Below are 25,630 nucleotides of genomic sequence, written 5' to 3'. Positions count from 1 at the left end.
TGCAGCGGCCAGGTGGGCTACTCCTCGACCAGTCCTGAGCGGTGGCCCACCCCGCGGACCGCCGCGCGGATGGACGCGAGGTGGGAGCCCGTGGCGTGCTCGATGCGGACCGGGTTCCCGGGGGTGTAGTGGTTCCACTGGGTCGGGAGGTAGGAGAGGCCGTCGATCCGCCAGCCGCCGCGCGGCTGCTCGGCGACCTGGACCTGGACCGTGATGCCCTCGTAGGCCTCCGGGCGCTCGAGCTCGCTCTGCGCGACCATGTTGCCCATGCCGTAGACGACCCACTTGCCGTGGACCTTGGTGATCGGCTGCACCACGTGGGCGTGCTCGCCGAGCACCAGGTCGACGTCGGGCGAGGCCGTCAGCTGCTCGGCCAGCGCGACCTGGGTGGCGTCGGGCAGGTGGCTGTACTCGGTGCCCCAGTGCACGTGGGCGATCACGATGTCGGCACCCGCCGCCCGCGCGCGGTGGGCCTGGGTGAGCAGGTCGTCGGCGTCGCCGAGCTGCGAGACCGCCCACTCCAGGCCGGCCGGAAGCACGTAGCCGTTGAGCCCGTACGTCGCCGCCACGATGCCGACGCGCAGCCCGTCATCGGTCGTCAGGATCACCGGTCGGCGGCGCTCGGCCGCGGTGCGGAACGTGCCCACGTGGGCCACGCCGGCGTCCTCGAGCAGGTCCGCGGTCTCGACGATCCCGTCGACGCCCGCGTCCATGGAGTGGTTGGACGCGGTGGTGCACGCGTCCCAGCCCATGCTCCCGATCCACGGGGCGATCTGGTGCGGCGCGGCGAAGACCGGATAGCTGCGCAACGGCTCGCCGGGCGCCGCGAACGGCACCTCCTCGTGGCACAGCGCCAGGTCCGCGGACTCGACGTACGGCCGCAACGTCGCGAACATCGGGTCGAAGTCGAAGCGGTCACCGGTGCCGGTGCGGGTGTGGTCCTCGGCGGCGCTCGCCCACACCGTGTTGTGCCACAGCAGGTCCCCGCCCATGAGGATCGTGGCGGCGCGCGGCGGGTCCGGGGGCTCCGGTGCGCTGCTCTCGCCGGCGTCGAGGGCGGTCGGGACCGCGGTGGCGCTCGGCGCCGGGGCCTCGTCGCCGAGGTACGCCGGCCCCGCGACCCCGACGGCCGCGACGAGCAGGACGGTCGCCGCGACCAGGGCAGCGGTGGCGGCGACCAGACGGAGCGGTCGACCGGCCATGCCTCCATTCAACCGGTCACGGGTGACCGGCGAGGACACAATCCGGATACGGCAGTTTGCGAGACTGCCCACATGAGCCACTCGAGCGCCCTCAGCCCCCAGGCCCGTGACCACGCGCTCGCGGCGATGCGGAGCACCCCGGGCACCCTGGCCCAGCCCGGGCAGCCGGAGCTGGACGTGCTCGTCGTCGGCGGCGGGGTGACCGGTGCCGGCACCGCCCTGGACGCCGTGACCCGTGGTCTGCACACCGGGCTGCTCGAGCAGCGCGACCTCGCGAGCGGCACCAGCAGCCGCAGCAGCAAGCTGGTCCACGGCGGCCTGCGCTACCTGGAGATGCTCGACTTCGGACTGGTCCGCGAGGCGCTGCAGGAGCGCGGGCTGCTGCTCACGCGGCTGGCGCCGCACCTGGTCCGTCCGGTGCCGTTCCTCTACCCGCTGACGCACCGCGGCTGGGAGCGGCCCTACATCGCGGCCGGGCTGACGATCTACGACGGCATGGCGGCCCTCGGCAAGTACGACGCCGGCGTCCCGCGCCACCAGCACCTCCTGCGCCGCCAGGTCGCCCGGATCGCCCCCGACTTCAAGGCCGAGACCATCGTCGGCGCGATCAAGTACTGGGACTGCCAGGTCGACGACGCGCGCCTGGTGGTCGGTCTGGCCCGCACCGCCGCGATCCACGGCGCGCACGTCGCGACGCGCGTCAAGGTGACCGGGTTCCTGCGCGAGGGTGAGCGGGTGGTCGGCGTACGTGCCCTGGATCTGGAGTCCCAGGAGGAGCTGGAGGTCCGGGCGCGGGTCGTGGTCAACGCCGCCGGGGTGTGGACCGACGAGATCCAGGAGATGGTCGGCGGCCGCGGGGCGCTGCACGTGCAGGCCAGCAAGGGCATCCACCTGGTCGTGCCGCGCGACCGGATCCGCTCGGAGGCGGGGTTCATCGTCCGCACCGCCACGTCGGTGCTGTTCGTGATCCCGTGGGGCCGGCACTGGATCATCGGCACCACCGACACCCCGTGGGACCACGACTTGGCGCACCCCGCGGCGTCGCGGGCCGACATCGAGTACATCCTCGAGCACGTCAACGCGATCCTGCGCGAACCGCTCGACCACGACGACGTCGAGGGCGTGTACGCCGGGCTCCGGCCGCTGCTGTCCGGGGAGTCCGAGCCGACCTCGCGGATCTCGCGCGAGCACACCGTTGTGACACCGGTGCCTGGTCTCGTGATGATCGCCGGGGGCAAGCTCACGACGTACCGCGTCATGGGCAAGGACGCCGTGGACGCCGCCGCGCACTCGCTCAAGACCACGGGGAGCCTCACCGTCCGCGACTCGATCACCGACCGGGTACCGCTCGTCGGTGCGGCCGACTGGGAGACCCGGTCCAACCAGCGGGTGCTGCTCGCCCGGCGCTCGGGCCTGCACGTCGCCCGGATCGACCACCTGCTCGGCCGCTACGGCGGCCTGGTCGACGACCTCCTCGAGCTCGTCGGGTCGGACCCTGCGCTCGGGCTGCCGCTGGAGGGCGCCGAGGACTACCTCGCAGCCGAGGTGGTCTACGCCGTGACCCACGAGGGCGCGCGACACCTCGACGACGTGCTGACCCGACGTACCCGCATCTCGATCGAGACCTTCGACCGCGGTGTCGGTGTGGCGCCCGAGGTGGCGCGGCTCATGGGGGAGCAGCTCGGCTGGGACGCGGCCCGCACCGCCGACGAGGTCGACCACTACCTGCGCCGCGTCGAGGCCGAGCGACGCAGCCAGCTCCAGCTCACGGACCAGGAGGCCGACGAGGCCCGGGTGCAGGCCACCGACATCGTCTGACGGCGTGTCTGCGGGGTTCGGCTGCCGGCAGCCGAACCCCGCACGACACGCCGAGGGCGCGCGGCGTGCCGTGCGGGTTTGGGCTGCCAGGTGATGCGAGCCGTCTCAGGCGGCGGACAAGCGGTGGCGGGCGGCGAAGGCGGCCCGGATGCGCGCCGCGGTTCGCTCGGGCTGGAAGAGGTCGGCCCAGACGATCCGGATGCACCGCCAGCCGGTGGCCTCCCGAATGGCGTCCTCCCGCTGCTTCTCGCGGAGCACAGCGTCCGCGACCGACTCCCCGGGACGGCGGTAGCGCTCGTACTTGAGCTTGCCGTCGAACTCCAGGAACACGCCGAGCTCCGGCCAGGCGAGGTCGACTCGGCCGATCAGGCGTCCGTTGCGGTCCCGGACCTCGAACTGGGGGATTGGCATCGGCAGCCCCTGGGCCCAGCAGAGGTAGACGGTCAGCGACTCGCCCGCGGACTCGGGGCGGGGATCGGCGAGATCGAGCACGATCCCGGTGTCGGCGGTGTGTGGGTCGTGCTGCATCCCGGCCGCGCGACGTTGGAGCAGCTCTGGAGTCGTCTCGCCGGCGTGCAGCAGGCCGTTGACCGTCACCAGGGCATGGGCGATGTCGCCGATCGCGATCATGTCGAGCGCGGTCCTCGTCCCGCTGGTGAGGGGCACCCCGTCCCGGACGGTGAGGTCCTCGACGAGGAGCGATCCTCGGTGCTGGGCCTTGTTGCACTTGCGACGATTGGCGAGCTGGTCGAGCCGGACCAGGTGCGTGGTGTCCCCCATGTCCCACACCGGGACCCCGAGGACGTCGGCTGCGCTCGGCCCGGCCAGAGCCGCGGGGGAGCGCGCGCTCCGCAGGGTGGCGTGGGCGACGAGCTTGCGGCGTTCGACCTGGTCGAGCTCCTTCCAGAGCGCCCCGAAGGTGTAGGCCCCGTGGCGGAGCCGGTGCAGCTCGCCGCTGCGGACCATGCGGGTGATGTCGCGGTCGTCGTAGCCGGCCGTCAGGAGCTCATGGGTCATGAGCACGTGGTCGTGTCGTAGCTGGATGCTGTTCAGGGAGAGGGTCGTCATGCTCGGTGTTCTCGCCACTCCAGCGGCGTCCCGACCAAGGCGCCCATGCGCCTGTGGACAACCCGGTCGCGCGTGCCGCTGTGGACGGCAACTGGTCCACCAGATGGCTGGGTCGACCGCGGGGTGGGGGCGCCCGCCCCCCCNAACCCCGCACGACACGCCGACAAGCCACGGCGTGTCGTGCGGGTTTGGGCTGTCAGCAGCCGAACCCGCGAAACCCGCCACCCGTTGACAACTAGAACACGTTCCACCGATGCTGAGACCCACGTCACAGCAAGCCTTTGGGAGGGGAACGTGACCCAGGCACCGCCGCCGGCCGACCTCACGCTGCAGCGGTCGAGCAGGGACCCGAGCGCCCTGCCGACCAGGCTGGCCGAGTGGTTGGCGGCGGTGCTGCCTCCGGGCGCCGACCCGGCCGTCACGCTGCACAGCGGCGTCGACGCCAACGGGATGTCCTCGGAGACCTTGATCCTCGACGTGACCTGGAGCGAGGCCGGTGAGCGCCGCCTGGGGGAGTACGTCGCCCGGGTCGCGCCGGCGCCGGAGGACCTGCCGGTCTTCCCGAGCTACGCCCTCCAGGAGCAGTACGACGCGATCCGGACCGTCGGCGAGCTGACCGACGTCCCGGTGCCGCAGGTGCGCTGGATGGAGCCGACCGGCGAGGTGCTCGGCAGGCCGTTCTTCCTCATGGACCGCATCGACGGCCTGGTCCCGCAGGACGTGCTGCCCTACAACTTCGGCGACAACTGGCTGCACGACGCCCCGCAGGAGCACCAGCGCAAGCTCCAGGACGCGACCGTCGACGTGATCGCCCGGCTGCACGCCATCCCCGACGCGGCCTCGACGTTCTCGTTCCTCGACCCGCCGCACCCGGGCGAGACCCCGCTCGCGCGCAACCTGGCCCGCACCCGCGCCTGGTACGACTTCGCGGTCGCCGACATCGGCCGCTCGCCCCTGGTCGAGCGCGGGCTCGCCTGGCTCGAGGCGCACCTGCCCGACACCGACGAGGCGGTGCTGTGCTGGGGCGACTCCCGCATCGGCAACGTGCTCTACCGTGACTTCGAGCCGGTCGGCGTCCTCGACTGGGAGATGGCCGCGCTCGGCCCGCGCGAGCTCGACCTGTCCTGGATCGTCTTCGCCCACCAGGTGTTCGAGACCATCACCGGCATGCTCGAGCTGCCCGGCATGCCGCACTTCCTGCGCGAGGAGGACGTGGTGGCGACGTACGTCGAGCGCACGGGCGCCGAGGTCGGCGACCTGCTCTGGTACCACGTCTACAACGCCGTCCAGTGGTGCATCGTGTTCATGCGCACCGGCGCCCGCCAGATCCACTTCGGCGAGATCGAGCGCCCCGACGACCTCGAGACGCTGTTCCACCACAAGCCGCTGATGGAGCGCCTCCTCGACGAAGCCGGAGCGTGACCGGGATGTCCTCCGGCATCGGCCCGCTCGACGAGTTCGCGCTCCACCAGGCCCCGCTGCCGCTGGCCTGGGCCGACAGCAGCGACCGCAACTTCTACGACCGGTGGTACTTCAACGCCCACGACCGCACCGGCGACATCATGGTGATCGCGGGCCTGGGCTACTACCCCAACCTCGGCACCAAGGACGCGTTCGTCCTCATCGCCCGGGGCGGACAGCAGACCGCGGTCCACCTCTCCGACCTGATCGACCAGGACCGGCTCAACCCCCACGTGGGCCGCTACCGCGTCGAGGTCCCCGAGCCGCTGCAGGAGATCCGGGTCGTGCTCGAGGAGACCGAGGGCATCGCCCTCGACCTCACCTGGGACGGCACCTGCCCCGTCGTGCAGGAGCAGCCCCACGTGCTGCGCTCGGGCAGCCGGGTCACGCTCGACGCTCAGCGCTTCGCCCAGCTCGGCACCTGGAGCGGCACGATCCAGCTCGACGGCGACGAGATCGCCGTCGACCCGGCCACCTGGCTCGGCAGCCGCGACCGCTCCTGGGGCATCCGGCCCGTCGGCGAGCCCGAGCCGCCGGGCGCGCCGAGCGACCCGCCGTTCGAGGGCATGTGGTGGCTCTACGTCCCGCTGCAGTTCGAGGACTTCGCGGTCGTGCTGATCGTCCAGGAGGACCCCGACGGGTTCCGCACCCTCAACGACTGCACCCGCGTCTGGAAGGACGGCCGCGTCGAGCAGCTCGGCTGGCCGCTGGTCGACGTCCACTACGCCTCCGGCACGCGTACGCCGACCGGCGCGACCATCCGCTGCACGACCCCCGAGGGCAAGCCGCTGGTGCTCGAGGTCGAGTCGCGGCTCGCCGTACCCCTCCACGTCGGCGGCGGCTACGGCGGCGACCCCGACTGGATCCACGGCTCCTGGAAGGGCGCCGACTTCGCCGAGCGGGTCACCTATGCCATGGACGACCCGGCCGTGCAGGGCCGGTTCATGTTCGGCTGCGTCGACCACGTCGGTCGGGCGACGGCCGACGGCCACGAGGGCTTCGGGCTCTTCGAGCACTTCTGCATCGGCCGCCACGACCCCTCCGGCTTCGCCGACTTCTTCAGCCTCGCCCCCTGAGACCACGGTGGTTGAGGTGCGAGCGCAGCGAGCCTCGAAACCCTTGGGTTGAGGCGCGAGCGAAGCGAGCCTCGAAACCACCGCACCGAAAGGACTCACCATGAGCCTCGACCGTTCTGCCTTCTTCATCGACGGAGGCTGGGCCGCACCGGCGACCTCGGCCACGCTCGAGGTCGTCTCGCCGCACACCGAGCAGGTCGTCGCCACGGTGCCCGAGGGCAGCCCCGCGGACATCGACGCCGCGGTCGCCGCGGCCCGCCGCGCCTTCGACGACGGTCCGTGGCCGCGGATGAGCCCGGAAGAGCGGATCGAGGTCGTGCAGGCGTTCTCGAACCTGTACGCCGGCAAGCTGGCCGAGATGGCCGAGCTGATCACCCTCGAGATGGGCTCGCCGACGTCGTTCTCCAACCTCGCCCAGTCGCCCGCGCCGTGGATGCAGATCGAGTCGTTCCTGACCGTCGCCCGGGCGTTCCCGTGGGAGGAGGCACGCGCCGGCATGCTCGGCACCGACGTGATCGTGCGGCGCGAGCCGATCGGCGTGGTGGCGGCGATCCCGCCGTGGAACGTCCCGCAGTTCACCACGATGTCCAAGGTCGTCCCGGCGCTGCTCGCCGGCTGCACGGTGGTGGTCAAGCCGGCTCCCGAGACCCCGCTGGACACCTACCTGATGGCCGAGCTGCTCGCCGAGGCCGGCGTACCGGCCGGCGTCGTCAACATCGTCGCCGCCGGCCGCGAGGTCGGCGAGCACCTCGTCGCCCACCCCGGCGTCGACAAGGTCGCGTTCACGGGCTCCACCGCCGCGGGCCGCAAGATCGCCGCGGTCTGCGGTGAGCAGCTCACGCGGGTCTCGCTCCAGCTCGGCGGCAAGTCGGCCGCGATCGTGCTCGACGACGCCGACCTGGCCGCCACGATGGAGGGCCTGAAGTTCACCGCACTGATGAACTCCGGGCAGGCGTGCGTCGCGCAGACCCGGATCCTCGCCTCCCGGGCGCGGTACGCCGAGGTGGTGGACGCGCTGGCCGCGACCGTGTCCGCGATGCAGGTCGGCGACCCGATGGACCCCGCCACCGAGGTCGGGCCGATGGTCGCCCAGCGCCAGCAGGAGCGCGTGGAGAAGTACATCGCGCTCGGCCAGGAGGAGGGCGCTCGCGTCGTCGTGGGCGGGAACGGCATGCCCGACGGGCTCACCTCGGGCTGGTACGTCCGGCCCACGGTCTTCGCCGACGTCGACAACCGGATGCGGATCGCCCAGGAGGAGATCTTCGGGCCGGTGCTCTCGGTGATCCCCTTCGACGACGTCGACGACGCGGTCCGGATCGCCAACGACTCCGACTACGGCCTGGCCGGCACCGTCTGGACCGGCGACGTCGCGGCCGGCGTGGACGTCGCCCGCCGGGTGCGCACCGGCACCTACGGCGTCAACACCTACACGATGGACTTCGCGGCGCCGTTCGGCGGCTACAAGTCCTCGGGCATCGGGCGGGAGTTCGGTCCCGAGGGCCTGGCGCAGTACACCGAGCTCAAGGCGATCTACACCCCCTGAGGGCGGCTCGCGAGCGTCTTGACATCCGGACGCATTGTGTCAAAACCCACTCGACGCTACCGAAGGGTAGTTTCAGAGACCCCCGTCACATACCCTCCCCCCTATGAGCGCGCAGAGCCCCTCTCCCGACAACACTCCGGGAGGTCCCGTCGTCGAGGGACCGTTCGACCCCGAGCACGACCCGACGGCGTCCTACGCCCTCGAGCCTGACGACGTCGCGGTCCTGACCCGGCGCCTGGTCGCGACCTCGGGCCGGACGGCCGAGGTGCGCTCGCCGCTCAACGACGCCCCCCTCGCCCACATCCCGCAGTCGACCGCGGCCGACGTCGAGACGGCGTTCGCGCGGGCCCGCAAGGCTCAGGTCGCCTGGGCCCGCACGCCGCTCGAGGAGCGCTCGGCGATGCTGCTGCGCCTGCACGACCTCGTGCTCGACCGCCAGCAGGAGATCATCGACCTGATCGTGTGGGAGAGCGGCAAGGCCCGCAAGCACGCCTTCGACGAGCCGCTGCACGTCGCGCTGACCGCCCGCTACTACGCGCGTACGGCGAAGCGGCACGTCGGCAACTCCCGCCGGATCGGCATCGTGCCGGGCCTCACCCGGGTCGACCTCAACCATGTCCCCAAGGGCGTCGTCGGGATCATCGCGCCCTGGAACTACCCCTTCAACCTCGCGCTCATCGACGGGATCGCGGCCCTGGCGGCCGGCAACGCGGTCGTCATCAAGCCCGACTCCCAGACCATGCTCTCGGCGCTGTTGGGCGCGCGGCTGCTCGAGGAGGCCGGGCTGCCGAGCGACCTGTGGCTGGTCGTCGCCGGACCCGGCTCCGAGATCGGCACCGCGATCGTCGAGCGCGCCGACTACGTCTGCTTCACCGGCTCGACCGCGACCGGCCGGATCATCGCCAAGGGCTGCGCCGACCGGCTCGTCGGCTGCTCGCTCGAGCTGGGCGGCAAGAACCCCCTCCTGGTGCTGCGCGACGCGGACATCGAGAAGGCCGCGGAGGGCGCCGTACGCGCGTCGTTCTCCAACTCCGGACAGCTGTGCGTGTCGATGGAGCGGATCTTCGTCGCCGACCAGGTCTACGACCGGTTCGTGGACCGGTTCGTGGCCCGCACCCAGGCGCTGACGCTCGGGGCGACCCACGACTGGGGCAACGACATGGGCCCGCTGATCTCCCAGGCCCAGCTCGACGCGGTCACCGCGCATGTCGACGACGCGGTCGCCAAGGGCGCCCGGGTGCTCGTCGGCGGGCGCGCGCGCCCCGACCTGGGGCCGTACTTCTTCGAGCCGACGATCCTCGAGGGCGTCAGCCCCGACATGGCCTGCTTCGGCAAGGAGACCTTCGGGCCGGTGGTCTCGCTCTACCGCTTCCACGACGAGGCCGACGCGGTGGCGCGTGCCAACGACGGCCAGTACGGCCTCAACGCGTCGATCTACAGCCAGGACGGCGCCCGGGCCCGGTCGATCGCCCGCCACCTCAAGGCCGGCACGGTCAACATCAACGAGGCCTTCGCCGCGACCTTCGCCAGCATCGACGCACCGATGGGCGGCATGCGGGAGTCCGGCACCGGCCGCCGCCAGGGCGCGGAGGGCATCCGGCGGTTCACCGAGACCCAGGCAGTCGCCACCCAGCGGCTGGTCCGGTTCGCCCCGCACTACGGCATGTCCGACGAGACCTACGCCAAGGTCATGAACGCCAACCTGCGGCTGATGAAGAAGGTGGGACGGGCATGAGCGCGCCCGAGAGCACGTACGACTACGACGTCCTGGTGGTGGGGTCCGGCTTCGGCGGGTCCGTCACGGCGCTGCGGCTCACCGAGAAGGGCTACCGGGTCGGCGTGATCGAGGCCGGCGCCCGCTTCGACGACACCGACTTCCCCGAGACGTCGTTCGAGGTCTCCAGGTACCTCTTCCGTCCCGAGGTCGGCTGCTACGGCATCCAGCGCATCGACGCGCTCAAGGACTGCCTGATCGTCTCCGGCGCGGGCGTCGGCGGTGGCTCCCTGGTCTACGCCAACACCCTCTACGAGCCGCTGCCGGCGTTCTACGCCGACGCGCAGTGGAGCCACATCACCGACTGGCGCGCCGAGCTCGCGCCGTACTACGACCAGGCCAAGCGGATGCTCGGCGTGGTCGAGAACCCGCTCCGCACCCCGTCGGACGACATCATGGAGAAGGTCGCGACCGAGATGGGCGTGGGCCACACGTTCCACCCGACCCCGGTCGGCGTGTTCTTCGGCGGCCCGGGCGCCGGCATGGGCCAGACCGTGGACGACCCGTTCTTCGGCGGCGTCGGCCCCGAGCGGCGTACCTGCATCGGCTGCGGCTCCTGCATGACCGGCTGCCGCCACAACGCCAAGAACACCCTGATGAAGAACTACCTCTACCTCGCCGAGCGCAACGGCGCGAAGGTGATGCCGTTGACGACGGTCACCCGGGTGCGGCCCCGCGACGGCGGCGGGTACGACGTGCACATCCGCTACACCAAGGCGAAGGTCAGCCGGCCGTCGGTGCGGCGGGTGCTGACCGCCGAGCAGGTGGTGTTCGCCGCGTCCGCGCTCGGCACCCAGCGGCTGCTGCACAAGATGAAGGACGAGGGCCACCTGCCGGGCCTGTCCGACCGACTCGGCTACCTCTCGCGCACCAACTCCGAGTCCATCGGCGGCGTGATCGCGCCGGACCTCTCGGTCGACTACAGCCAGGGCATCTCGATCACCAGCAGCTTCCACCCCGACCCCAACACCCACATCGAGCCGGTCCGCTACGGCCCGGGCAGCAACCTGATGTCGCTGCTCCAGTCCGTGCTCACCGACGGCGACGGCGACGAGCCGCGCTGGCGCACCTGGCTGCGGGAGCTCTGGAGGCAGCGCAAGGAGGTCCGCAACCTCTACGACATGAAGCACTGGTCCGAGCGCACGATCATCGCGCTGGTGATGCAGAGCCTCGACAACTCCATCACGCTGTACACCAAGCGGATCCCGGGCACCCGCAAGCGCTACGTCACCTCCAAGCAGGGCCACGGCGTGCCCAACCCGACCTGGATCCCGGCCGGCAACGAGGCGATCCGGATGATGGCCAAGATGACCGGAGGCTTCGCGGGCAGCGCCGTCGGCGACGCGTTCAACAAGCCGCTCACCGCGCACTTCCTCGGCGGCTGCGCGATCGGGGACTCCCGGGAGACCGGGGTCGTGGACCCCTACCAGCGGGTCTACGGCCACCCTGGCCTGCACATCGCGGACGGGTCCGCGATCTCGGCCAACCTCGGCGTGAACCCGTCGCTGACGATCACCGCCCAGGCCGAGCGCGCGATGTCGTTCTGGCCCAACAAGGGCCAGGCCGACCCGCGCCCGCCCCTGGGCTCGCCGTACCGCCGGATCGAGCCGGTCCAGCCGTCCGCGCCGGTGGTCCCGGACGACGCTCCCGGCGCGCTGCGGCTGCCGATCGTCGGCGTTTCCTGAGCCGAGAGGCTAACCGGACGGGCTCGGGACAAATTACCTGTGCATGGCCCGTGACCCGGGTCGGGACGCGTCGTTGAGCCAGCGGACCCGGTAATAACGCTCCCTCCCACCGCCGGGTCCCATGTCCAGGCTCTGTCCAGCAGATGCGTGGACGGTCAGGGCCCGGCCATCCCTCCCTCCCCGGCCGGGCCCTGATGCGTTTCGGCAGCCGGGTGCGGCGAAGCCGCACCCGGCGTCGCCGAAACGGGTTGTCCGAGCCTTCGGGGCGGTGAGCCTGCGAACCGGGCCGAAGAAGCAGCGAGGAGGTTGAGGAGGCCGAACCGGCCGGAGCGAAGCGACGGGGCGTTCAGGGCCGTCTCGAAACCCAGCCCCGTAGTGGAGCATGAGACCCGGCCCCCGATCGGATCGATAGGCTGTGCCGCATGAATCCGGCGGCGGAGCACGATCTAGTCCTGGTGGTCGACTTCGGGGCGCAGTACGCCCAGCTGATCGCCCGCCGGGTGCGCGAGGCACGGGTCTACTCCGAGATCGTGCCGCACACGATGCCGGTGGCCGAGATGCTGGCCCGCGAGCCGAAGGCGATCATCCTCTCCGGCGGGCCGTCCTCGGTCTACGAGCCCGGCGCCCCGACGATCGACGCCGCGATCTTCACGGCCGGCACCCCGGTCTTCGGCATGTGCTACGGCTTCCAGCTGATGGCCCAGGGGCTCGGCGGCGAGGTCGCCCACACCGGGGCCCGCGAGTACGGGCGTACGACGGTCACGGTCGGCCGACCCGGCACCCTGCTGGCCGAGATCCCCGGCACCCACACGGTCTGGATGTCCCACGGCGACTCGGTGGCGGCCGCACCGGCCGGCTTCGACGTGCTCGCCTCGACGGCGAGCACCCCGGTCGCGGCCTTCGAGGCGGTCGACCGCGGGCTGGCCGGCGTGCAGTGGCACCCCGAGGTGCTGCACACGGAGCACGGCCAGAAGGTGCTCGAGCACTTCCTGGTGCAGATCGCCCACTGCCGCCAGACCTGGACGATGGTGAACATCGTCGAGGAGCAGATCGAGGCGATCCGTGCCCAGATCGGCGACCGCGGCCAGGCGATCTGCGGCCTGTCCGGCGGCGTCGACTCCGCGGTGGCCGCCGCGATCGTGCAGCGCGCGATCGGCGACCGGCTGACCTGCGTGTACGTCGACCACGGCCTGATGCGGCAGGGCGAGACCGAGCAGGTGGAGCGCGACTTCGTGGGGGCCACCGGGGTCGACCTCAAGGTCGTCGACGCCGAGAAGCAGTTCCTCGACGCTCTCGCCGGGGTCACCGACCCCGAGGAGAAGCGCAAGATCATCGGCCGCGAGTTCATCCGGGTCTTCGAGGCGGCCGAGGCCGAGATCCTCGGCGACACCGTCACCGGCAGCGAGGGGGACAAGGTCGCCTTCCTCGTGCAGGGCACGCTCTACCCCGACGTGGTCGAGTCCGGCGGGGGAGCGGGCACCTCCAACATCAAGTCCCACCACAACGTCGGCGGCCTGCCCGACGACCTGGAGTTCGAGCTGGTCGAGCCGCTCCGCACGCTGTTCAAGGACGAGGTCCGCCTGGTCGGCGAGCAGCTCGGCCTGCCGGCCGAGATCGTCTGGCGCCACCCGTTCCCGGGCCCGGGTCTGGGCATCCGGATCATCGGCGAGGTCACCCGCGAGCGCCTCGACATCCTCCGCGAGGCCGACGCGATCGCCCGCGAGGAGCTGACCCGCGCCGGGCTCGACCGCGACATCTGGCAGTTCCCGGTCGTGCTCCTCGCCGACGTCCGCTCGGTCGGTGTCCAGGGCGACCAGCGCACCTACGGCCACCCGGTCGTGCTGCGCCCGGTCACCTCCGAGGACGCCATGACCGCCGACTGGGCACGGCTCCCCTACGACGTCCTCGAGCGGATCTCGACGCGCATCACCAACGAGGTCCGCGAGGTCAACCGGGTCACGGTCGACATCACCTCCAAGCCCCCAGGCACCATCGAGTGGGAGTAGCTCAGAGCAGGTGGGCGATGCTCGCGTAGTGCCGGCCGGCCTCCTCCTCGGTCGACGTGCCGTAGATCCGCACCACCTCGGCCAGCCCGGGGGAGACGTCGGAGAGTGCCGCAGCGGCCCGCTCGAGCTCCTGGCCCGACGCGACCGCGCGCAGCAGTCGGCGTACCAGCAACGCCGGTTCGGTGCCTCGGACGAACTGCCCGGTGGCCAGGGTCCCGTGGTGGTCGCGGATCTCCTCGAGCCGGCGGTTCACGGCGTCGCGGGGGAGGCTCGAGGCCTCCTCGACGAGGGCGAGGAGCGTCTGCAGGCGGGCCACGGCCAGCGGGTTGCCGATCTTGACCCGGTGGCCACTCACCAGCTGCGACAGCATCGGCGGGCTCACGCCGAGCACCTCGGCGACCCGAGCCTGGCTCAGCTCCAGGCCCGTCGTGACCCGGCGAACCAGGACGCCGATCGGCTCGCCGTACAGACGACGCTGTACGGCGATCTTGTCCGTCTCGGGTGGCTCCGAAGTCATGCGTTGCCCCTCTCCGGGGCCATGGTAGGCACGAGATGTTTCCGACAGCAACGTTGACATTCGCATTTGCAAATATCTACGGTAGGTGTCTCTCGACCGATATCCGGGAAGGACGAGTCTCATGCAGATCCGCCGCCACCTGATCACCCTGGCCGTGCTCGTGGTCGCCACGTGCACCGGGGCCATCGTCGCGACGACGCCCGCCCAGGGTGCCTCCGCCGGGTCCGTCGGCGCCACCGGCGCCCTCGCCTCGGCCGAGGACGACGGCTACGGCCGGATGATCCTGCTCCTGGACTCATCGGGTTCGATGGCCGAACCCGCCGGCGGCGGGCAGACCAAGATCCAGGCCGCACGCACGGCGCTCCACACCGTGGTGACGGGGCTGCCTGACGAGGCCCAGGTGGGCTTGCGTGTCTTCGGCGCCAAGGTGTTCTCGCGCAAGGATGCGGGCGCCTGCACCGACACCCAGCTCGTCGTCGAGCCCGGCACCGACAACCGCGACCAGCTCTCGGACGCCATCGACGACTACGAGCCGTACGGCGAGACGCCGATCCCGCACGCCTTGGAGGAGGCCGCGAAGGATCTCGGCAATGAGGGGGCGCGATCGATCGTGCTCGTCTCCGACGGCGAGTCGACCTGCGACCCCGATCCGTGCAAGGTCGCGGGACAGCTGCAGGGCAACGGCATCGACCTGCAGATCGACGTGGTCGGCCTCTCGGTCTCCGGCGACGCGCGCCGGCAGCTGCAGTGCATCGCCGAGAACGGCAACGGCACCTACTACGACGCCAACGACGCAGCCGACATCGAGAGCCGGCTGACGAGAGTCGCCGAACGCGCGATCCGGCCCTTCACGCTGACCGGCCAGCCGATCGTCGGCGGCCCCGAGACCTCGCCCACCCCGGTGACGGTGGGGGAGTACATCGACACCCTCGGACCGAACAACGCGTCGAAGAGCTACGTGTTCACGCGCACCACGGCCGGCACCACCCTCCGGGCATCGGCGCTCACCCAGGGCGAGCGCGGGTACGTCGACGGGCTGACCATCGAGATCTTCGGTCCCGACGGGCGCTGCGGCTACGGGTTGACGACTCGCACCCTCGACGTGCGTGAGATCACCGGCGTCGAGGCGATCGCGGGGGCCGAGGGTGGGGCGACGCTCGCCGAGGGCTGCGACCAGCCTGGTGACTACAGGGTCACGGTCACACGCAGCCAGGGCACCACCGCCAAGGTGCCGTTCGGGCTCCGCCTGACCGAGGAGCCCCCGGTCGAGGACGTCGGGTTCACCGCCCCGACCGCCGGCCAGGTCGACGTCACCCCGCCGCAGGTGAGCGGCGCGGCCCAGGGGGTGCAGGGCGGCGCCTCCTTCGCGAACGCGACGCCGATCGGCCCCGGCGCCTGGTCCAGCACGGTCGTGCCCGGCGAGTCCCTGCTCTACCGCCTGCCCCTCGAGTTCGGGCAGGCGGCCAAGATCGGCGTGGAGTTCCCGAAGGCGAAGGGCGCGACCGCCGGGCTCTTCGGGCGCTTCCCCCCTGGCGTCCACATCGCGCTTTACGACCCGATGGGCGGGCAGCTGGGCCATCCGTCGGGGGCGACGTTCGTCGGCAAGCCCGACGCCGTCCGCCTGCTGACGGCGACACCGCCCGTCAGCAGGGAGCTGACGGACCTGAGCGGCTTCAAGCTCAACGGTGGCGGTGACTTCACCACCTCGGGCGACTACTACCTCGGGGTCAGCGTGCAGAAGGAGGACTACACCGTCGAGCTCCCGTTCACGATCGACGTCGAGGTCGTCGGGGATGCGGCGCAGGCGCCGACGTACGCCGGCGGCGCCACCTGGACCGTCGCCGACGGCACCACGGAGGGCGAGGTGACGACGAGCCCGGACGCCTCCGAGTCCTCCGCGCCGGACGACACCGACGCAACGCCGGTGGCGGGCTCGGACGACGACTCCGACGGGTCGGCCACGATGCTGGGCGTCGGCGCCGGGGTGCTCGGTGTCGTGGCCCTGGTGGGGGCGCTGCTGCTCTGGCGCCGCAGACAGGCCTGACGCCGGGGCGTGTGCCCGCAGGGCGTCAGCGCCGGGAGCGCCGTCGCGACCGCCCTGCCGCCCACCTCTGCGCGGAGAGCTCGGACGTCGCCGGGTGCACCAGCGCGGCCGCCACCAGCAGGAGGATCCCGAGGATCGCGATGCCCGTGGCGGTGAAGGGTCGGGCGTCCGAGGAGGGGATGAGCCACAGCGGGGCGTAGTCCGAGGCGTCGGTGCAGCGGACCGACGCGCCGTCGCCGGACCGCCCGTACAGCGCGATCGCCGCGATCGACACGCCGTCGACCACCCGGGCGCCGTAGATGGTGAGGTCCTCGGGCTGCTCCGGAAGCTGCAGGCCGGTCTCGGGCAGGCAGCCGACGTCCGCGGCGCTCGGCGGACGGCGCGGGTCGTCGACCTGGCCGTAGAGGACCCAGGGGTTCTCGTAGAAGTGGGTGGCGGGCACCTCGGTCACACCCTCGGGGGCGAGCTGCACCGCGGCCGGCGGATCAGCGCGACCGGCCGCGATCCCGAACGCCAGGCACCCCAGGCCGACCACGAGCAGGGCCAGGCCCGCGATCGCGCGCCTGCGGCGGACGGCCGCAGAGTCCGTCAGACGTCTAGACCGGTTGGCCCGCGCCGCGGCGAGGCGCCCTCGAGAGAACCTCAACTGACCCTCCCTGGACTCCACGCGCGTCCTGGCCGACCCACCACCGCCACGATCGCGAGGAAACAGGGTAGCCGTCTGCCGGAGTCGGAAGTCGTGGGTTCGGGTGTGCCGAATCGGGGTAGTAGCCGCCCATGTCTCTTGTCGTCGCCATCATGAGCGAGCATCCAGCAGGCTCGTTCCGCGGTCCGGCCCCCTGGGGGGAGTGGCAGATCCACCCGCTCACCGACCCCACCGTGCTCGCGACCGACCTCGCCGTCCGCACCCACCAGACCAGCCATGTGCTGGTCCTCTCCACTACGGCCGCGACCCCTGCCGCGCAGATGGCCGCCTCCACGATCGCGGCCTCGCGGCCCGACCTGCCGGTGCGCGTGCTGTCGTTCCCGGTGAGCCCCACGGTCCTCACGCGGGCCGTCGAGCTGGTGCCGCCCGGCGTCACCACCGCGACCGGGGTCCACGACGCGATCGTCGCGGCCCTCGACACCGTCGTCTGGGGCGCGTGGCTGCCGACGGTCGCGAAGCTGTCGCGGCCGGCCCCGACGCTGCGCCAGCACGTCCGGTCCTGGTTCGCCGACGCCAACGGCTACCTCGCCGTGCACGGCGAGCCCGGATGGGTGGCGAGGCTTCCGATCGCCGAGCTGGCGCCCGAGCGCCGGCTCCGTCGGGTCCCGGCGCCGGGACTCGTCGCGTCGTCGTACGACTGCCACGCCTACGGCGAGCTGCCGGAGGCCGCGATCTCGGCCCTGTTCTCGATGGGGCTGGCCGCCCGGCCGACCCGCCGGGAGCCCGTCGCCGACGTCGCCGCCACCTGGGGCACCGCCAAGGCCGTCGAGTTCGTGATCTCGTGGCCGCCCGCACCGGTAACCCTCGCCCCGACCCACCGTTGTCCAGCGTGTGAGGAGCCGGTCTCCGGCGGGGCGTGCCCCTTCTGCCGGGTCGCGCCCGTGCGGGTCGGCCGCAACGAAGCCGCTGTCCAAGGAGTCGCGAGTTGAACGCCCGTCAACGCCGCGGTGTGCTCTTCCTCCTCGCGGCCGCGGGCCTTGCCGTCGCCGTGTTCATCGCCGTGAGCAACTATGTCTCCCAGGTCGAGAGCCAGGTCGGACCCAAGGTCACCGTCTACCAGGTCTCCAAGCCGGTCGACGCCTACCTGCCCCTCGGCGCCTCGAACGTCGAGGCGATCGAGGTGCCACGGCGGTGGGCGTCACCCACCGCGGTGACCAGCCTCCGCGAGCTCGAGGGGCGCCGCGTGGGCTTCCAGCTGGCCGCCGGCACCGTGGTCACCTCCGACATGCTGATCCCGTCGACCGATCTCAGCCCGACCGAGCGCGAGATCGCGGTCAACGTCGACAGCGTCACGGGCGTCGCTGGCCGGGTCAGGCCGGGTGACCGGGTCGACATCGTCGCTGTGTTCGCCGACGTCCCCGGCCTGCCGAAGCAGGCGCGGGTGCTCGTGCGCGATGTCCGGATCGTGTCCATCGGAGGCCAGCAGGCCGTCACGGTCGACACCGAGGAGAAGATCGGCGACACCCGCGACGTCGTGCCCGTGACCTTGGCACTCGAGCCCAAGGACGCGCTGTCGGTGACGTACGCCGCGGCGTTCGCCCAGGAGGTCCGGCTGGTCGCGCTGCCGGGCGACGTCGGGGCAAACCGCTCCGAGGAGGTCGACGAGTTCGACGCGAGCGATCTCGGCGGCAAGGCCGTGCGGGAGGAGGCACGATGACCAAGGTGGTGGTCGGCGCAGCCGACCAGGGGCTCGTGATGGAGCTCAGGAGCGTGCTCGCGGAGATCGAGGGCGCGGACATCCTGTCCTACGAGGAGTCGAGCCACGAGCTGTCGCTGGCGGTGGCTCGGCTCAAGCCGGACGTGGTCATCATCCACGACGCGCTCGGCCCGCAGTCGGCGCCGGAGGTGGTCCGTGAGATCGTGTTCCGCTCGCCGACGACCGGGGTCATGGTCGTCAACACGGCGATGGACGCCCAGGGTGCGCTGCTGGCGATGGAGGCCGGGGCGAAGGGCGTGGTCGGCTACCCGCTGTTCTTCGACGACGTGCTGTCGCGGTTCGAGGTCGCGCGGCAGTGGTCCGAGCGGATGACCGGCCTGATCTCGGGTGCGGTGGCCGACACGGCCCGTGACCTGGGCCGCCACGGCCGGGTGACGGTGTTCGCCGGCGCCAAGGGCGGCGTCGGCACGACCACGATCGCCACCCACATGGCCATCGACCTCCAGCGCAAGGTCAAGGGCAGCAAGGTCTGCCTCATCGACCTCGACCTCCTCGCCGGCGACGTCTCGGGCATCATCGAGGCGCGGCAGCGGGTGTCGATCGCCGACGTGGCGAAGGTCGCCGAGGACCTCTCCCCGGCCACGATCCTGGACGCGCTCGTCCGGCACGAGTCCGGCATCTCGCTGCTGCTGGCACCGGTGCAGGTCCAGGAGTCCGAGTACGTCACCGCCAGCGCGGTGCGGGCGATCCTCGGCCTGCTGCGGCAGGAGTTCGACGTGATCCTCGTCGACGGCGGCTCGCACGCGACCCCGGCCCAGGCTGCGGCCGTCGAGGTCGCGGACGCGGTCGTCGTCGTCGTGACACCCGACGTGCTCGCCATGCGGGCCTTCCGCCGCAACGTCTCGACCTGGGAGTCGCTGGGGGTGCGCTCGGAGCAGGAGCTGCACGTCGTGGTCAACCGGGTCTCCCGCGACGACGCCCTGCACTTCGACGCACTGAGCAAGCTGACCTCGGCGAGCGTCGTGTCGACCCGGCTGCCGACGGCGTTGCGCAGCCTCGAGCGCGGCGTCAACGCCCGCAACCCCGACGAGGTCCGTGAGGCGACCTGGTGGTCGGCCCTCGAGCGGATCGGCGCCGAGGTCGGGGTCAGCGGGCCGGCCGCGGTCCCGACCGTGGCGCCGGTGAAGCGCCGAGGTGGGCGACGAGCGAAGGTCGAGGCCGGACAGATCACCGTCGAGACCGTCGCGCTGGTCCCGGTGGTGGTGCTGATCTGTCTCATGGTGTGGCAGGTCGCGCTCACGGCGCTGGCCTTCGTCTGGAACGGGCACGCCGCGAATGCCGCCACCCGAGCGCAGTCGATCGGGGAGGACCCGCTCGAGGCGGCGCGCGACGCGATCCCCGACTCCATGCGCGACAGCGTCCACGTCACGGTGCTCAGTGACGGCTCGGTCAGGGTGTCGACCGACATCCCGGTGATGTGTCCCGGGTGTGCCGCGCTGCCGGGCGACATCTCCCAGACCAACGACGTCGTGGAGGAGCCATGAGCAGCTCACGATCCGGGCGCGGCCACGACGAGCGGGGCAGCGTCGCCCTCGAGGTGGTGGTGCTCGTGCCGATCCTGGTGCTGGTCGCGCTGCTGACCCTGCAGCTCGGCGTCGCCGGCTGGTCCGCGTCCCAGACCCAGCAGGCGGCCCGGGCCGCCGCCCGGGCGCAGAGCCTGGGCGAGGACCCGCTGGCCGCGGCGCAGGGCGCGTTGCCGGGCTCCCTCGAGGTCGACAAGATCGAGACCACCTCCGACTCGGTGACCTTGTGGGTCCGCGTCCCGCGGGTCTCGCCGCTCCCGACGTTCACCGTCTCGCGCGACGTGTCGATGGCGACGACGCCATGAGCGGCTACCGCGGGTTCGCCGGGGTCGACTCGGCGGGACCGGACACGGGTGCCGGTGAGACCTCCGACGAGCTGCTCGTCGGCCGGCTCAAGCGGCTGCTGCTCGAGGAGGTCGACCTCCACGAGCTCGGGCGGCTCGACGAGTCGCAGCGGCGTACCCGTCTGGAGCGCGTCCTCAACCACCTCGTCTCCACCGAGGGGATCATCCTCAGCACCCGCGAGCGCACCAGCCTGGTGCGCCGGGTGGTCGACGAAGCGGTCGGGCTCGGCGTCCTCGAGCCGATCCTCGCCGACCCCGCGGTCAGCGAGATCATGATCAACGGGCACGACACGGTGTACGTCGAGCGCTTCGGGGTGCTCGAGCGGATCCCGTCCGGGTTCACGAGCAACGAGCAGCTCCTCCAGACGATCGACCGGATCGTGTCGACGGTCAACCGGCGCGTGGACGAGTCCAGCCCCATGGTCGACGCGCGTCTGCCACCCGACACACGGCTGCCCCGCGGTGCCCGCGTCAACGTGGTGCTGCCCCCGCTGTCCCTGCGCGGCCCCACGGTGACCATCCGGCTCTTCCCACGCCGCTACGGCATGGACGAGCTGGTGCAGCGGGGCGCGATCGACCAACCCACGGTCGAGCTGCTGGCAGCGGCCGTTCGCGCGCGTCTCAACATCGTGGTCTCGGGTGGCACCGCCTCGGGCAAGACGACGATGCTGAACGCGCTCTCGGCGTTCATCCCCGAGCGCGAGCGCATCGTCACCATCGAGGATGCCGCCGAGCTGGCGCTCGTCCAGGAGCACGTCGTGCAGATGGAGACCCGACCCCCGAACGTCGAGGGGAGGGGCGCGGTCACGATCCGCGACCTGGTGCGCAACGCGCTGCGCATGCGACCCGACCGCATCGTCGTCGGCGAGTGCCGTGGTGGCGAGGCCCTCGACATGCTCCAGGCGATGAACACCGGGCACGAGGGCTCGCTGACCACCGTGCACGCGAACACCACCGACGACGCCCTCTCCCGGCTCGAGACGATGGCCTCGATGTCGGAGGTGGAGGTGCCGTTCCAAGCGCTCCGGGAGCAGGTCAACTCCTCGATCGACCTGGTCCTCCAGCTGGTCCGCACCGCGGACGGCACCCGTCGGGTGGTCGAGGTCAGCTATCTCTCCTCCCGTCGCCGGGAGGAGTTCGCCCTCAACCGCCTGGTCCACTGGGATCCGCGGACCCTCGGGCGCTCCGGCACACCGGGCGCCTTCGTCCGGCACCCGGTGCACCCGGCCCTGGCCGCCCGGCTCCAGGAGCGCGGCCAGTCGCTGCCCGACGGGTTCGTACGCGCCGGCGGCAGCCACGAGCTTGACGCGGGAGGGGGCGTGTCGTGGTCCTGACCGTCCTGCTCGGCTCGGCCGCGGCCGCGGTCTGCCTGCTCCTGGGCGTCGGCAACCTGATGTCGCTGGCCACCGATCGCCGGCGGATCGCGGCGGCGATCGCGGGGTACGACCGGATGGAGGACCAGCCGCTGTTCGAGCGGGCCAACCGGAAGTTCCGGCGGACCCGCCTCGGCCAGCTGGTCGAGCGGGAGCTGGTGCTGGCCGGGCTCGACCAGCGACCCCTCGGGGTGGTGCTGGTCGCCGCCGCGGTGGGTGCCACCACGGCGTACATCCTGTGGACCGCGCTGGCGCCGGTGTTCGGCATCCTCGGTCTCAGCGTCGGAGGCTTCGCCCTGCGGGCGTTCGTCCGGCGGGCGAAGGCGCGCCGGCTCGAGGCCTTCATCGTTCAGATGCCGGAGCTCGCCCGGGTGCTGGCCAACGCGACCAACGCCGGCCTCTCGATCGCGACGTCCATCGCGATCGCCGGTGAGGAGCTGGCGGCGCCGGCCGGGATCGAGCTGCGCAACGTCGCGAATGCGCTGCGATTCGGCACGGACCTCGAGACCGCCCTCGACTCGATGGGCGAGCGGCTGCCCTCGCGCGAGGTCGGGGTGCTGCTCTCGACGCTCGTGGTCTGCTCGCGCAGCGGTGGCTCGCTGGTCACCTCGCTGCGCGACATCGCCGACACGCTGGAGGCCCGCAAGGAGACGCGTCGCGAGATCCGCACGACGCTCGCCCAGGCCCTGGCGACCGGCTACCTGGTGATCATCCTCGGGGTCGGGATGCTGTTCCTGCTGAACTTGATCCAGCCCGGCTCCGTCGAGGCGATGACCGGCCACATCGTCGGACAGATCTCGCTGGTGATCTCGGGGTCGTTGTTCGCCCTCGGGTTCTACCTGATCCGCCGGATGACGAGGCTCGACGTATGAGCGTCATGGTCCTGCTGCCGGGCATCGCCCTCGCCACGGCGGTGCTGCTCGCGCTGCGCGGCTACCGGCTGCTGCGGGCGGACGCCACCGAGGGGCTGGGCCTCGAGGAGCTCATGGTGCTCCGGCCCGAGCAGCGCCGGGCGGCTCGCGGCGAGGCGCCGCTCGGGCGTCTCGCGACCCGCCTGGCGCCCGCCGTACGCCGACGGCTCCCGGCTCCCGTGGTCACCTGGCTCCAGACCCAGGTCGACTTCGCCGGCCGTCCCGGTGGGCTCACCGTCGACGGCGTGCTCCGCAGCATCCTGGTCTGGGCACTGATGCTGTCGCCGGCCACGCTCATCTGCCTGGTCTCCGGCAACCTGGTCGGGCTGGGACTGTGCCTCATCGCCCCGCTGATGATGCCGCTGTCGCGGCTGTCACGGCTGCGCCGGCTGCGCACGGAGGCCCTCGACCGCGACCTTCCGGACTTCCTGGACGTCCTGGCAGTCACGGTCACCGCCGGCGTGGGCTTCCGGCCCGCGCTCATGCGCGTCTCGGAGCGCTTCGGCGGCCCGCTCGCGGCCGAGATGCAGCTCGCGCTCAGCCAGGTCCAGCACGGTGCCTCCCTGCGCGGGGCGTTCGAGCAGCTGCGCGAGCGCAGCGACTCCGAGGCCCTCGCCCAGTTCGTGACGGCGTTCCTGCAGTCCGACGAGCTCGGCGCCCCCTTGGTGGACGCGCTCAACCAGATCGCGATCGACCAGCGCCGCGACCACGCCCAGCGGATGCGCCGCAAGGCCGCACAGATCGCGCCGCGAGTCACGTTGGTGACGACCATCGTGCTGGTCCCGGCCACGCTGATCCTGCTCCTCGTCGGCATCGTCCTCGGTGCCGACATCGACTTCGGCAACCTGTTCGGGGGATTCTCGGGATGACCACTGAAGCGATCGCCACCAGCGAGATACGCACGTTGGTGCGCGTCTCGTTCTTCCTGCGGATGCTGACGCTCTTCGCCAGCCTGACGGCGTACACCGACCAGCGGCTCACGGCGGGGGCGATCGCGGCGATCATCTTCCTCACCGCGAGCAGCATGGCCGGCATCGCGCTGCCGACGGCTCCGGCCTTCCTCGAGCGCCACCCGATCCTGGCCGCCTGCGACGCGCTCGTGATGACGGGCCTGATGGTGGCGCTCGGCACCGACAACCCACTGGTCCTCGTGGCCCTGAGCAGCTGCATCATCATCGGGGTGGTGCTGCCGCCCGCGGCCGCGGTGCTGTCGACGGTGACGATGGTGAGCGGCTACCTCGCCGGCAGCCTCGCCGACGACGGGCAGGAGCGCTCCTTCCTCGCCGACTACGGCTTCCCGGTCACGTTCGTCTGCGTGGTCGTGCTGGGGCAGGTGTTCCGCATCCTGGCCGAGCGCAAGCGCCAGTCCGAGCGCGCCTTCGCCGACCTGATCTCGGGCACGGTGACGGCCGAGGAGCGGGCGCGCCTGGCCCGCGAGCTGCACGACTCGACGGCCAAGACCCTCCAAGGACTGGTGCTCTCGGCGCAGGCACTGACGCATTGGATCCCCGTCGACCCGGCCCGGGCCTGCACCGAGGCGAAGGCGATCGCCGCCTCTGCGGACGACGCGATCGTGCGGCTGCGGAGCCTGCTCTCCACGCTGCGTCAGGACGACCTGAGCCAGCCCTTCCACGAGTCGCTGGCGGCGCTCGCCCGGGACTGCACCCAGGACGCGCTGCAGGTCCGGCTCCGGCTCGAGCTCGAGCCGGTCGAGCTCTCGGCCCCGGCGGTCCGCTACGAGCTGCTCGCCGCGGCGCGGGAGGCGATCTGCAACGCGGTCGCGCACGCGGACACCGACCGGATCACCGTGCGGCTGTACTCCACCGACGACGGCGAGGTGGCCATCGAGGTGTCCGACGGTGGCTGCGGCTTCTCGGTGGAGATCCTCCCCGAGCGTGAGCGGGCGGGACACTTCGGGGTGCGCGGCTACTCCGAGCGGCTCGCGTCGATCGGCGGCAGGGCCGACCTCTCGAGCACGCCGGGACGCGGGACCCGCGTGCGCTTCGTGGCCCCCGTGATGGGCCTGCGAGAAGGTGCCCATGTCTGAGGACCTGACCGTCGTCGCGCCTGCGGTCGCCACCGGACCCACGCGCACGCTGATCGTCGACGACAATCCGGTGGTGCGCACCGGCCTGCGCAGCCTGCTGGAGACCTCGGGTGACATCGAGATCGTCGGCGAGGCGGGCGACGGGATCCTCGCGGAGTCGATGGTGCACCAGCTGAAGCCGGACGTGGTCCTGCTCGACGTCAGGATGCCGCGCCGCGACGGTGTCCAGACGGCGCGCGCGATCGCCGGCGAGACGACGGTGATCATGCTGACGTTCACCGAGGAGCCGGAGCACATCCGGGCGGCGCTCGCCGCCGGCGCGAGCGGCTACCTCGTCCACGGCTCCTTCGACGCGTCGACGCTCGTGCACACCGTGCGCCAGGCGGCGCTGGGGGCGGGCGCGTTCTCCCGGCAGGCACTGGAGGCGATCCGAGGCGCGGGCGCCCACGACGACGCCGACGCGGAGCGCCGGCGGCGGCAGCAGGAGTTCGGGCTCAGCGAGCGGCAGGTGGAGCTGATGGACCTGATCGCCCGCGGTCTGACCAATGCGGAGATCGCCCGTGAGCTCTTCCTGGCCGAGAAGACCGTGAAGAACCACGTGAACGCCATCTTCGGCAAGCTCGTGGTCACCAACCGCAGCGAGGCCATCGCGGTCTGGCTCGGCACCCGGGCACTCGGATGACGCGCCCGGCACCGGGCCCGTGCGGGACCCGGGTCATGGGCCCGTCGATGGGCCCGGGAATGGGCCCATGGGTGGGCCCCGGGGCCCGCGAGGATTCCGCCCGATCCACCTAGATTTCTGGTCGTCGGGAGGT

General features: G+C 71.8%; 21 protein-coding genes. 17 read left to right on the top strand and 4 right to left on the bottom strand.

Annotation, left to right across the window (positions count from 1 at the left end):
* Positions 1–17: 17 nt before the first annotated feature.
* Complete coding sequence (locus QQZ14_RS18385) at positions 18–1,202, bottom strand: CapA family protein (RefSeq protein WP_284535854.1); 1,185 nt, start codon at positions 1,200–1,202, stop codon at positions 18–20.
* Positions 1,203–1,274: 72 nt separating this feature from the next.
* Between QQZ14_RS18385 and QQZ14_RS18380 the strand changes: the two genes are divergently transcribed.
* Positions 1,275–3,020 (top strand): glycerol-3-phosphate dehydrogenase/oxidase, encoded by a 1,746-nt coding sequence (locus QQZ14_RS18380; protein ID WP_284535853.1) that lies wholly within the window; start codon positions 1,275–1,277, stop codon positions 3,018–3,020.
* A gap of 105 nt (positions 3,021–3,125) precedes the next feature.
* Here QQZ14_RS18380 and QQZ14_RS18375 read toward each other — a convergent pair whose 3' ends face one another.
* Entirely contained in the window at positions 3,126–4,088 is a 963-nt protein-coding gene (locus tag QQZ14_RS18375) for a type IV toxin-antitoxin system AbiEi family antitoxin domain-containing protein (RefSeq protein ID WP_284535852.1), read from the bottom strand.
* Between the two features lie 294 nt (positions 4,089–4,382).
* On the opposite strand from QQZ14_RS18375, the gene QQZ14_RS18370 reads away from it, so the two are divergent.
* The 6 genes from QQZ14_RS18370 (at position 4,383) to guaA (ending at position 13,633) form a co-directional block, all read left to right on the top strand.
* Positions 4,383–5,510, top strand: coding sequence for a phosphotransferase family protein (locus QQZ14_RS18370; protein WP_284535851.1), 1,128 nt, complete (start codon positions 4,383–4,385; stop codon positions 5,508–5,510).
* A 5-nt stretch (positions 5,511–5,515) separates the two neighbouring features.
* Complete coding sequence (locus QQZ14_RS18365; protein WP_284535850.1) at positions 5,516–6,625, top strand: DUF7064 domain-containing protein; 1,110 nt, start codon at positions 5,516–5,518, stop codon at positions 6,623–6,625.
* Positions 6,626–6,725: 100 nt separating this feature from the next.
* Complete coding sequence (locus tag QQZ14_RS18360; RefSeq protein ID WP_284535849.1) at positions 6,726–8,168, top strand: aldehyde dehydrogenase; 1,443 nt, start codon at positions 6,726–6,728, stop codon at positions 8,166–8,168.
* A 103-nt stretch (positions 8,169–8,271) separates the two neighbouring features.
* Positions 8,272–9,903, top strand: coding sequence for a succinic semialdehyde dehydrogenase (locus QQZ14_RS18355; RefSeq protein ID WP_284535848.1), 1,632 nt, complete (start codon positions 8,272–8,274; stop codon positions 9,901–9,903).
* Positions 9,900–11,627 (top strand): GMC oxidoreductase, encoded by a 1,728-nt coding sequence (locus QQZ14_RS18350; protein WP_284535847.1) that lies wholly within the window; start codon positions 9,900–9,902, stop codon positions 11,625–11,627. The genes QQZ14_RS18355 and QQZ14_RS18350 overlap by 4 nt, the downstream gene beginning before the upstream one ends.
* Before the next feature lie 422 nt (positions 11,628–12,049).
* The gene (gene guaA / locus QQZ14_RS18345; protein ID WP_284535846.1) at positions 12,050–13,633 is read left to right on the top strand and encodes a glutamine-hydrolyzing GMP synthase; all 1,584 of its coding nucleotides are present in this window, start codon (positions 12,050–12,052) and stop codon (positions 13,631–13,633) included.
* Position 13,634: 1 nt separating this feature from the next.
* Here the strand turns inward: guaA and QQZ14_RS18340 are convergent, their stop codons facing one another.
* Positions 13,635–14,150 (bottom strand): DNA-binding protein, encoded by a 516-nt coding sequence (locus QQZ14_RS18340; RefSeq protein WP_284535845.1) that lies wholly within the window; start codon positions 14,148–14,150, stop codon positions 13,635–13,637.
* A 121-nt stretch (positions 14,151–14,271) separates the two neighbouring features.
* On the opposite strand from QQZ14_RS18340, the gene QQZ14_RS18335 reads away from it, so the two are divergent.
* Positions 14,272–16,194, top strand: a complete 1,923-nt coding sequence (locus tag QQZ14_RS18335) for a vWA domain-containing protein (RefSeq protein WP_284535844.1) — start codon at positions 14,272–14,274, stop codon at positions 16,192–16,194.
* Positions 16,195–16,219: 25 nt separating this feature from the next.
* On the opposite strand, the gene QQZ14_RS18330 is transcribed toward QQZ14_RS18335, so the two are convergent.
* Positions 16,220–16,840, bottom strand: coding sequence for a hypothetical protein (locus QQZ14_RS18330; protein WP_284535843.1), 621 nt, complete (start codon positions 16,838–16,840; stop codon positions 16,220–16,222).
* 131 nt (positions 16,841–16,971) lie between these two features.
* On the opposite strand from QQZ14_RS18330, the gene QQZ14_RS18325 reads away from it, so the two are divergent.
* The 9 genes from QQZ14_RS18325 to QQZ14_RS18285 are packed head-to-tail and all read left to right on the top strand — an operon-like array spanning position 16,972 to position 25,497.
* Positions 16,972–17,829 carry a hypothetical protein gene (locus QQZ14_RS18325; RefSeq protein ID WP_284535842.1) on the top strand — a complete coding sequence of 286 codons (858 nt, stop codon included), beginning with the start codon at positions 16,972–16,974 and terminating at the stop codon, positions 17,827–17,829.
* Positions 17,826–18,557 carry a Flp pilus assembly protein CpaB gene (cpaB, locus tag QQZ14_RS18320; protein ID WP_284535841.1) on the top strand — a complete coding sequence of 244 codons (732 nt, stop codon included), beginning with the start codon at positions 17,826–17,828 and terminating at the stop codon, positions 18,555–18,557. The genes QQZ14_RS18325 and cpaB overlap by 4 nt, the downstream gene beginning before the upstream one ends.
* Positions 18,554–20,101, top strand: coding sequence for an AAA family ATPase (locus tag QQZ14_RS18315; protein WP_284535840.1), 1,548 nt, complete (start codon positions 18,554–18,556; stop codon positions 20,099–20,101). Before cpaB ends, QQZ14_RS18315 begins: the two co-directional genes overlap by 4 nt.
* Positions 20,098–20,445 (top strand): TadE/TadG family type IV pilus assembly protein, encoded by a 348-nt coding sequence (locus tag QQZ14_RS18310; protein ID WP_284535839.1) that lies wholly within the window; start codon positions 20,098–20,100, stop codon positions 20,443–20,445. Before QQZ14_RS18315 ends, QQZ14_RS18310 begins: the two co-directional genes overlap by 4 nt.
* Positions 20,442–21,818, top strand: coding sequence for a CpaF family protein (locus tag QQZ14_RS18305; protein ID WP_284535838.1), 1,377 nt, complete (start codon positions 20,442–20,444; stop codon positions 21,816–21,818). Before QQZ14_RS18310 ends, QQZ14_RS18305 begins: the two co-directional genes overlap by 4 nt.
* On the top strand, positions 21,809–22,729 hold the full coding sequence (locus QQZ14_RS18300; RefSeq protein WP_284535837.1) for a type II secretion system F family protein: 921 nt from the start codon (positions 21,809–21,811) through the stop codon (positions 22,727–22,729). The genes QQZ14_RS18305 and QQZ14_RS18300 overlap by 10 nt, the downstream gene beginning before the upstream one ends.
* Positions 22,726–23,637 carry a type II secretion system F family protein gene (locus QQZ14_RS18295; RefSeq protein WP_284535836.1) on the top strand — a complete coding sequence of 304 codons (912 nt, stop codon included), beginning with the start codon at positions 22,726–22,728 and terminating at the stop codon, positions 23,635–23,637. The genes QQZ14_RS18300 and QQZ14_RS18295 overlap by 4 nt, the downstream gene beginning before the upstream one ends.
* Positions 23,634–24,815 (top strand): sensor histidine kinase, encoded by a 1,182-nt coding sequence (locus tag QQZ14_RS18290; RefSeq protein ID WP_284535835.1) that lies wholly within the window; start codon positions 23,634–23,636, stop codon positions 24,813–24,815. The genes QQZ14_RS18295 and QQZ14_RS18290 overlap by 4 nt, the downstream gene beginning before the upstream one ends.
* Positions 24,808–25,497, top strand: coding sequence for a response regulator (locus tag QQZ14_RS18285; protein WP_284535834.1), 690 nt, complete (start codon positions 24,808–24,810; stop codon positions 25,495–25,497). Before QQZ14_RS18290 ends, QQZ14_RS18285 begins: the two co-directional genes overlap by 8 nt.
* Positions 25,498–25,630: the final 133 nt, after the last annotated feature.

Source organism: Nocardioides sp. T2.26MG-1 (assembly GCF_950101795.1).
Classification (GTDB): domain Bacteria; phylum Actinomycetota; class Actinomycetes; order Propionibacteriales; family Nocardioidaceae; genus Nocardioides.
The sequence above is the reverse complement of the archived record's forward strand: the minus strand, read 5'-3'. Positions and strand labels throughout refer to the sequence as shown.

What these genes read in the sequence shown, in the direction of transcription:
- QQZ14_RS18380 (WP_284535853.1), top strand. Translation starts at nt 1,275, where the DNA reads ATGAGCCACTCGAGCGCCCTCAGCCCCCAGGCCCGTGACCACGCGCTC.
- QQZ14_RS18340 (WP_284535845.1), bottom strand. Translation starts at nt 14,150, where the DNA reads ATGACTTCGGAGCCACCCGAGACGGACAAGATCGCCGTACAGCGTCGT.
- QQZ14_RS18315 (WP_284535840.1), top strand. Translation starts at nt 18,554, where the DNA reads ATGACCAAGGTGGTGGTCGGCGCAGCCGACCAGGGGCTCGTGATGGAG.
- QQZ14_RS18295 (WP_284535836.1), top strand. Translation starts at nt 22,726, where the DNA reads ATGAGCGTCATGGTCCTGCTGCCGGGCATCGCCCTCGCCACGGCGGTG.
- QQZ14_RS18285 (WP_284535834.1), top strand. Translation starts at nt 24,808, where the DNA reads ATGTCTGAGGACCTGACCGTCGTCGCGCCTGCGGTCGCCACCGGACCC.
- QQZ14_RS18385 (WP_284535854.1), bottom strand. Translation starts at nt 1,202, where the DNA reads ATGGCCGGTCGACCGCTCCGTCTGGTCGCCGCCACCGCTGCCCTGGTC.
- QQZ14_RS18325 (WP_284535842.1), top strand. Translation starts at nt 16,972, where the DNA reads ATGTCTCTTGTCGTCGCCATCATGAGCGAGCATCCAGCAGGCTCGTTC.
- QQZ14_RS18355 (WP_284535848.1), top strand. Translation starts at nt 8,272, where the DNA reads ATGAGCGCGCAGAGCCCCTCTCCCGACAACACTCCGGGAGGTCCCGTC.
- QQZ14_RS18350 (WP_284535847.1), top strand. Translation starts at nt 9,900, where the DNA reads ATGAGCGCGCCCGAGAGCACGTACGACTACGACGTCCTGGTGGTGGGG.
- QQZ14_RS18305 (WP_284535838.1), top strand. Translation starts at nt 20,442, where the DNA reads ATGAGCGGCTACCGCGGGTTCGCCGGGGTCGACTCGGCGGGACCGGAC.
- QQZ14_RS18365 (WP_284535850.1), top strand. Translation starts at nt 5,516, where the DNA reads ATGTCCTCCGGCATCGGCCCGCTCGACGAGTTCGCGCTCCACCAGGCC.
- QQZ14_RS18360 (WP_284535849.1), top strand. Translation starts at nt 6,726, where the DNA reads ATGAGCCTCGACCGTTCTGCCTTCTTCATCGACGGAGGCTGGGCCGCA.
- QQZ14_RS18310 (WP_284535839.1), top strand. Translation starts at nt 20,098, where the DNA reads ATGAGCAGCTCACGATCCGGGCGCGGCCACGACGAGCGGGGCAGCGTC.
- QQZ14_RS18290 (WP_284535835.1), top strand. Translation starts at nt 23,634, where the DNA reads ATGACCACTGAAGCGATCGCCACCAGCGAGATACGCACGTTGGTGCGC.
- QQZ14_RS18375 (WP_284535852.1), bottom strand. Translation starts at nt 4,088, where the DNA reads ATGACGACCCTCTCCCTGAACAGCATCCAGCTACGACACGACCACGTG.
- guaA (WP_284535846.1), top strand. Translation starts at nt 12,050, where the DNA reads ATGAATCCGGCGGCGGAGCACGATCTAGTCCTGGTGGTCGACTTCGGG.
- QQZ14_RS18335 (WP_284535844.1), top strand. Translation starts at nt 14,272, where the DNA reads ATGCAGATCCGCCGCCACCTGATCACCCTGGCCGTGCTCGTGGTCGCC.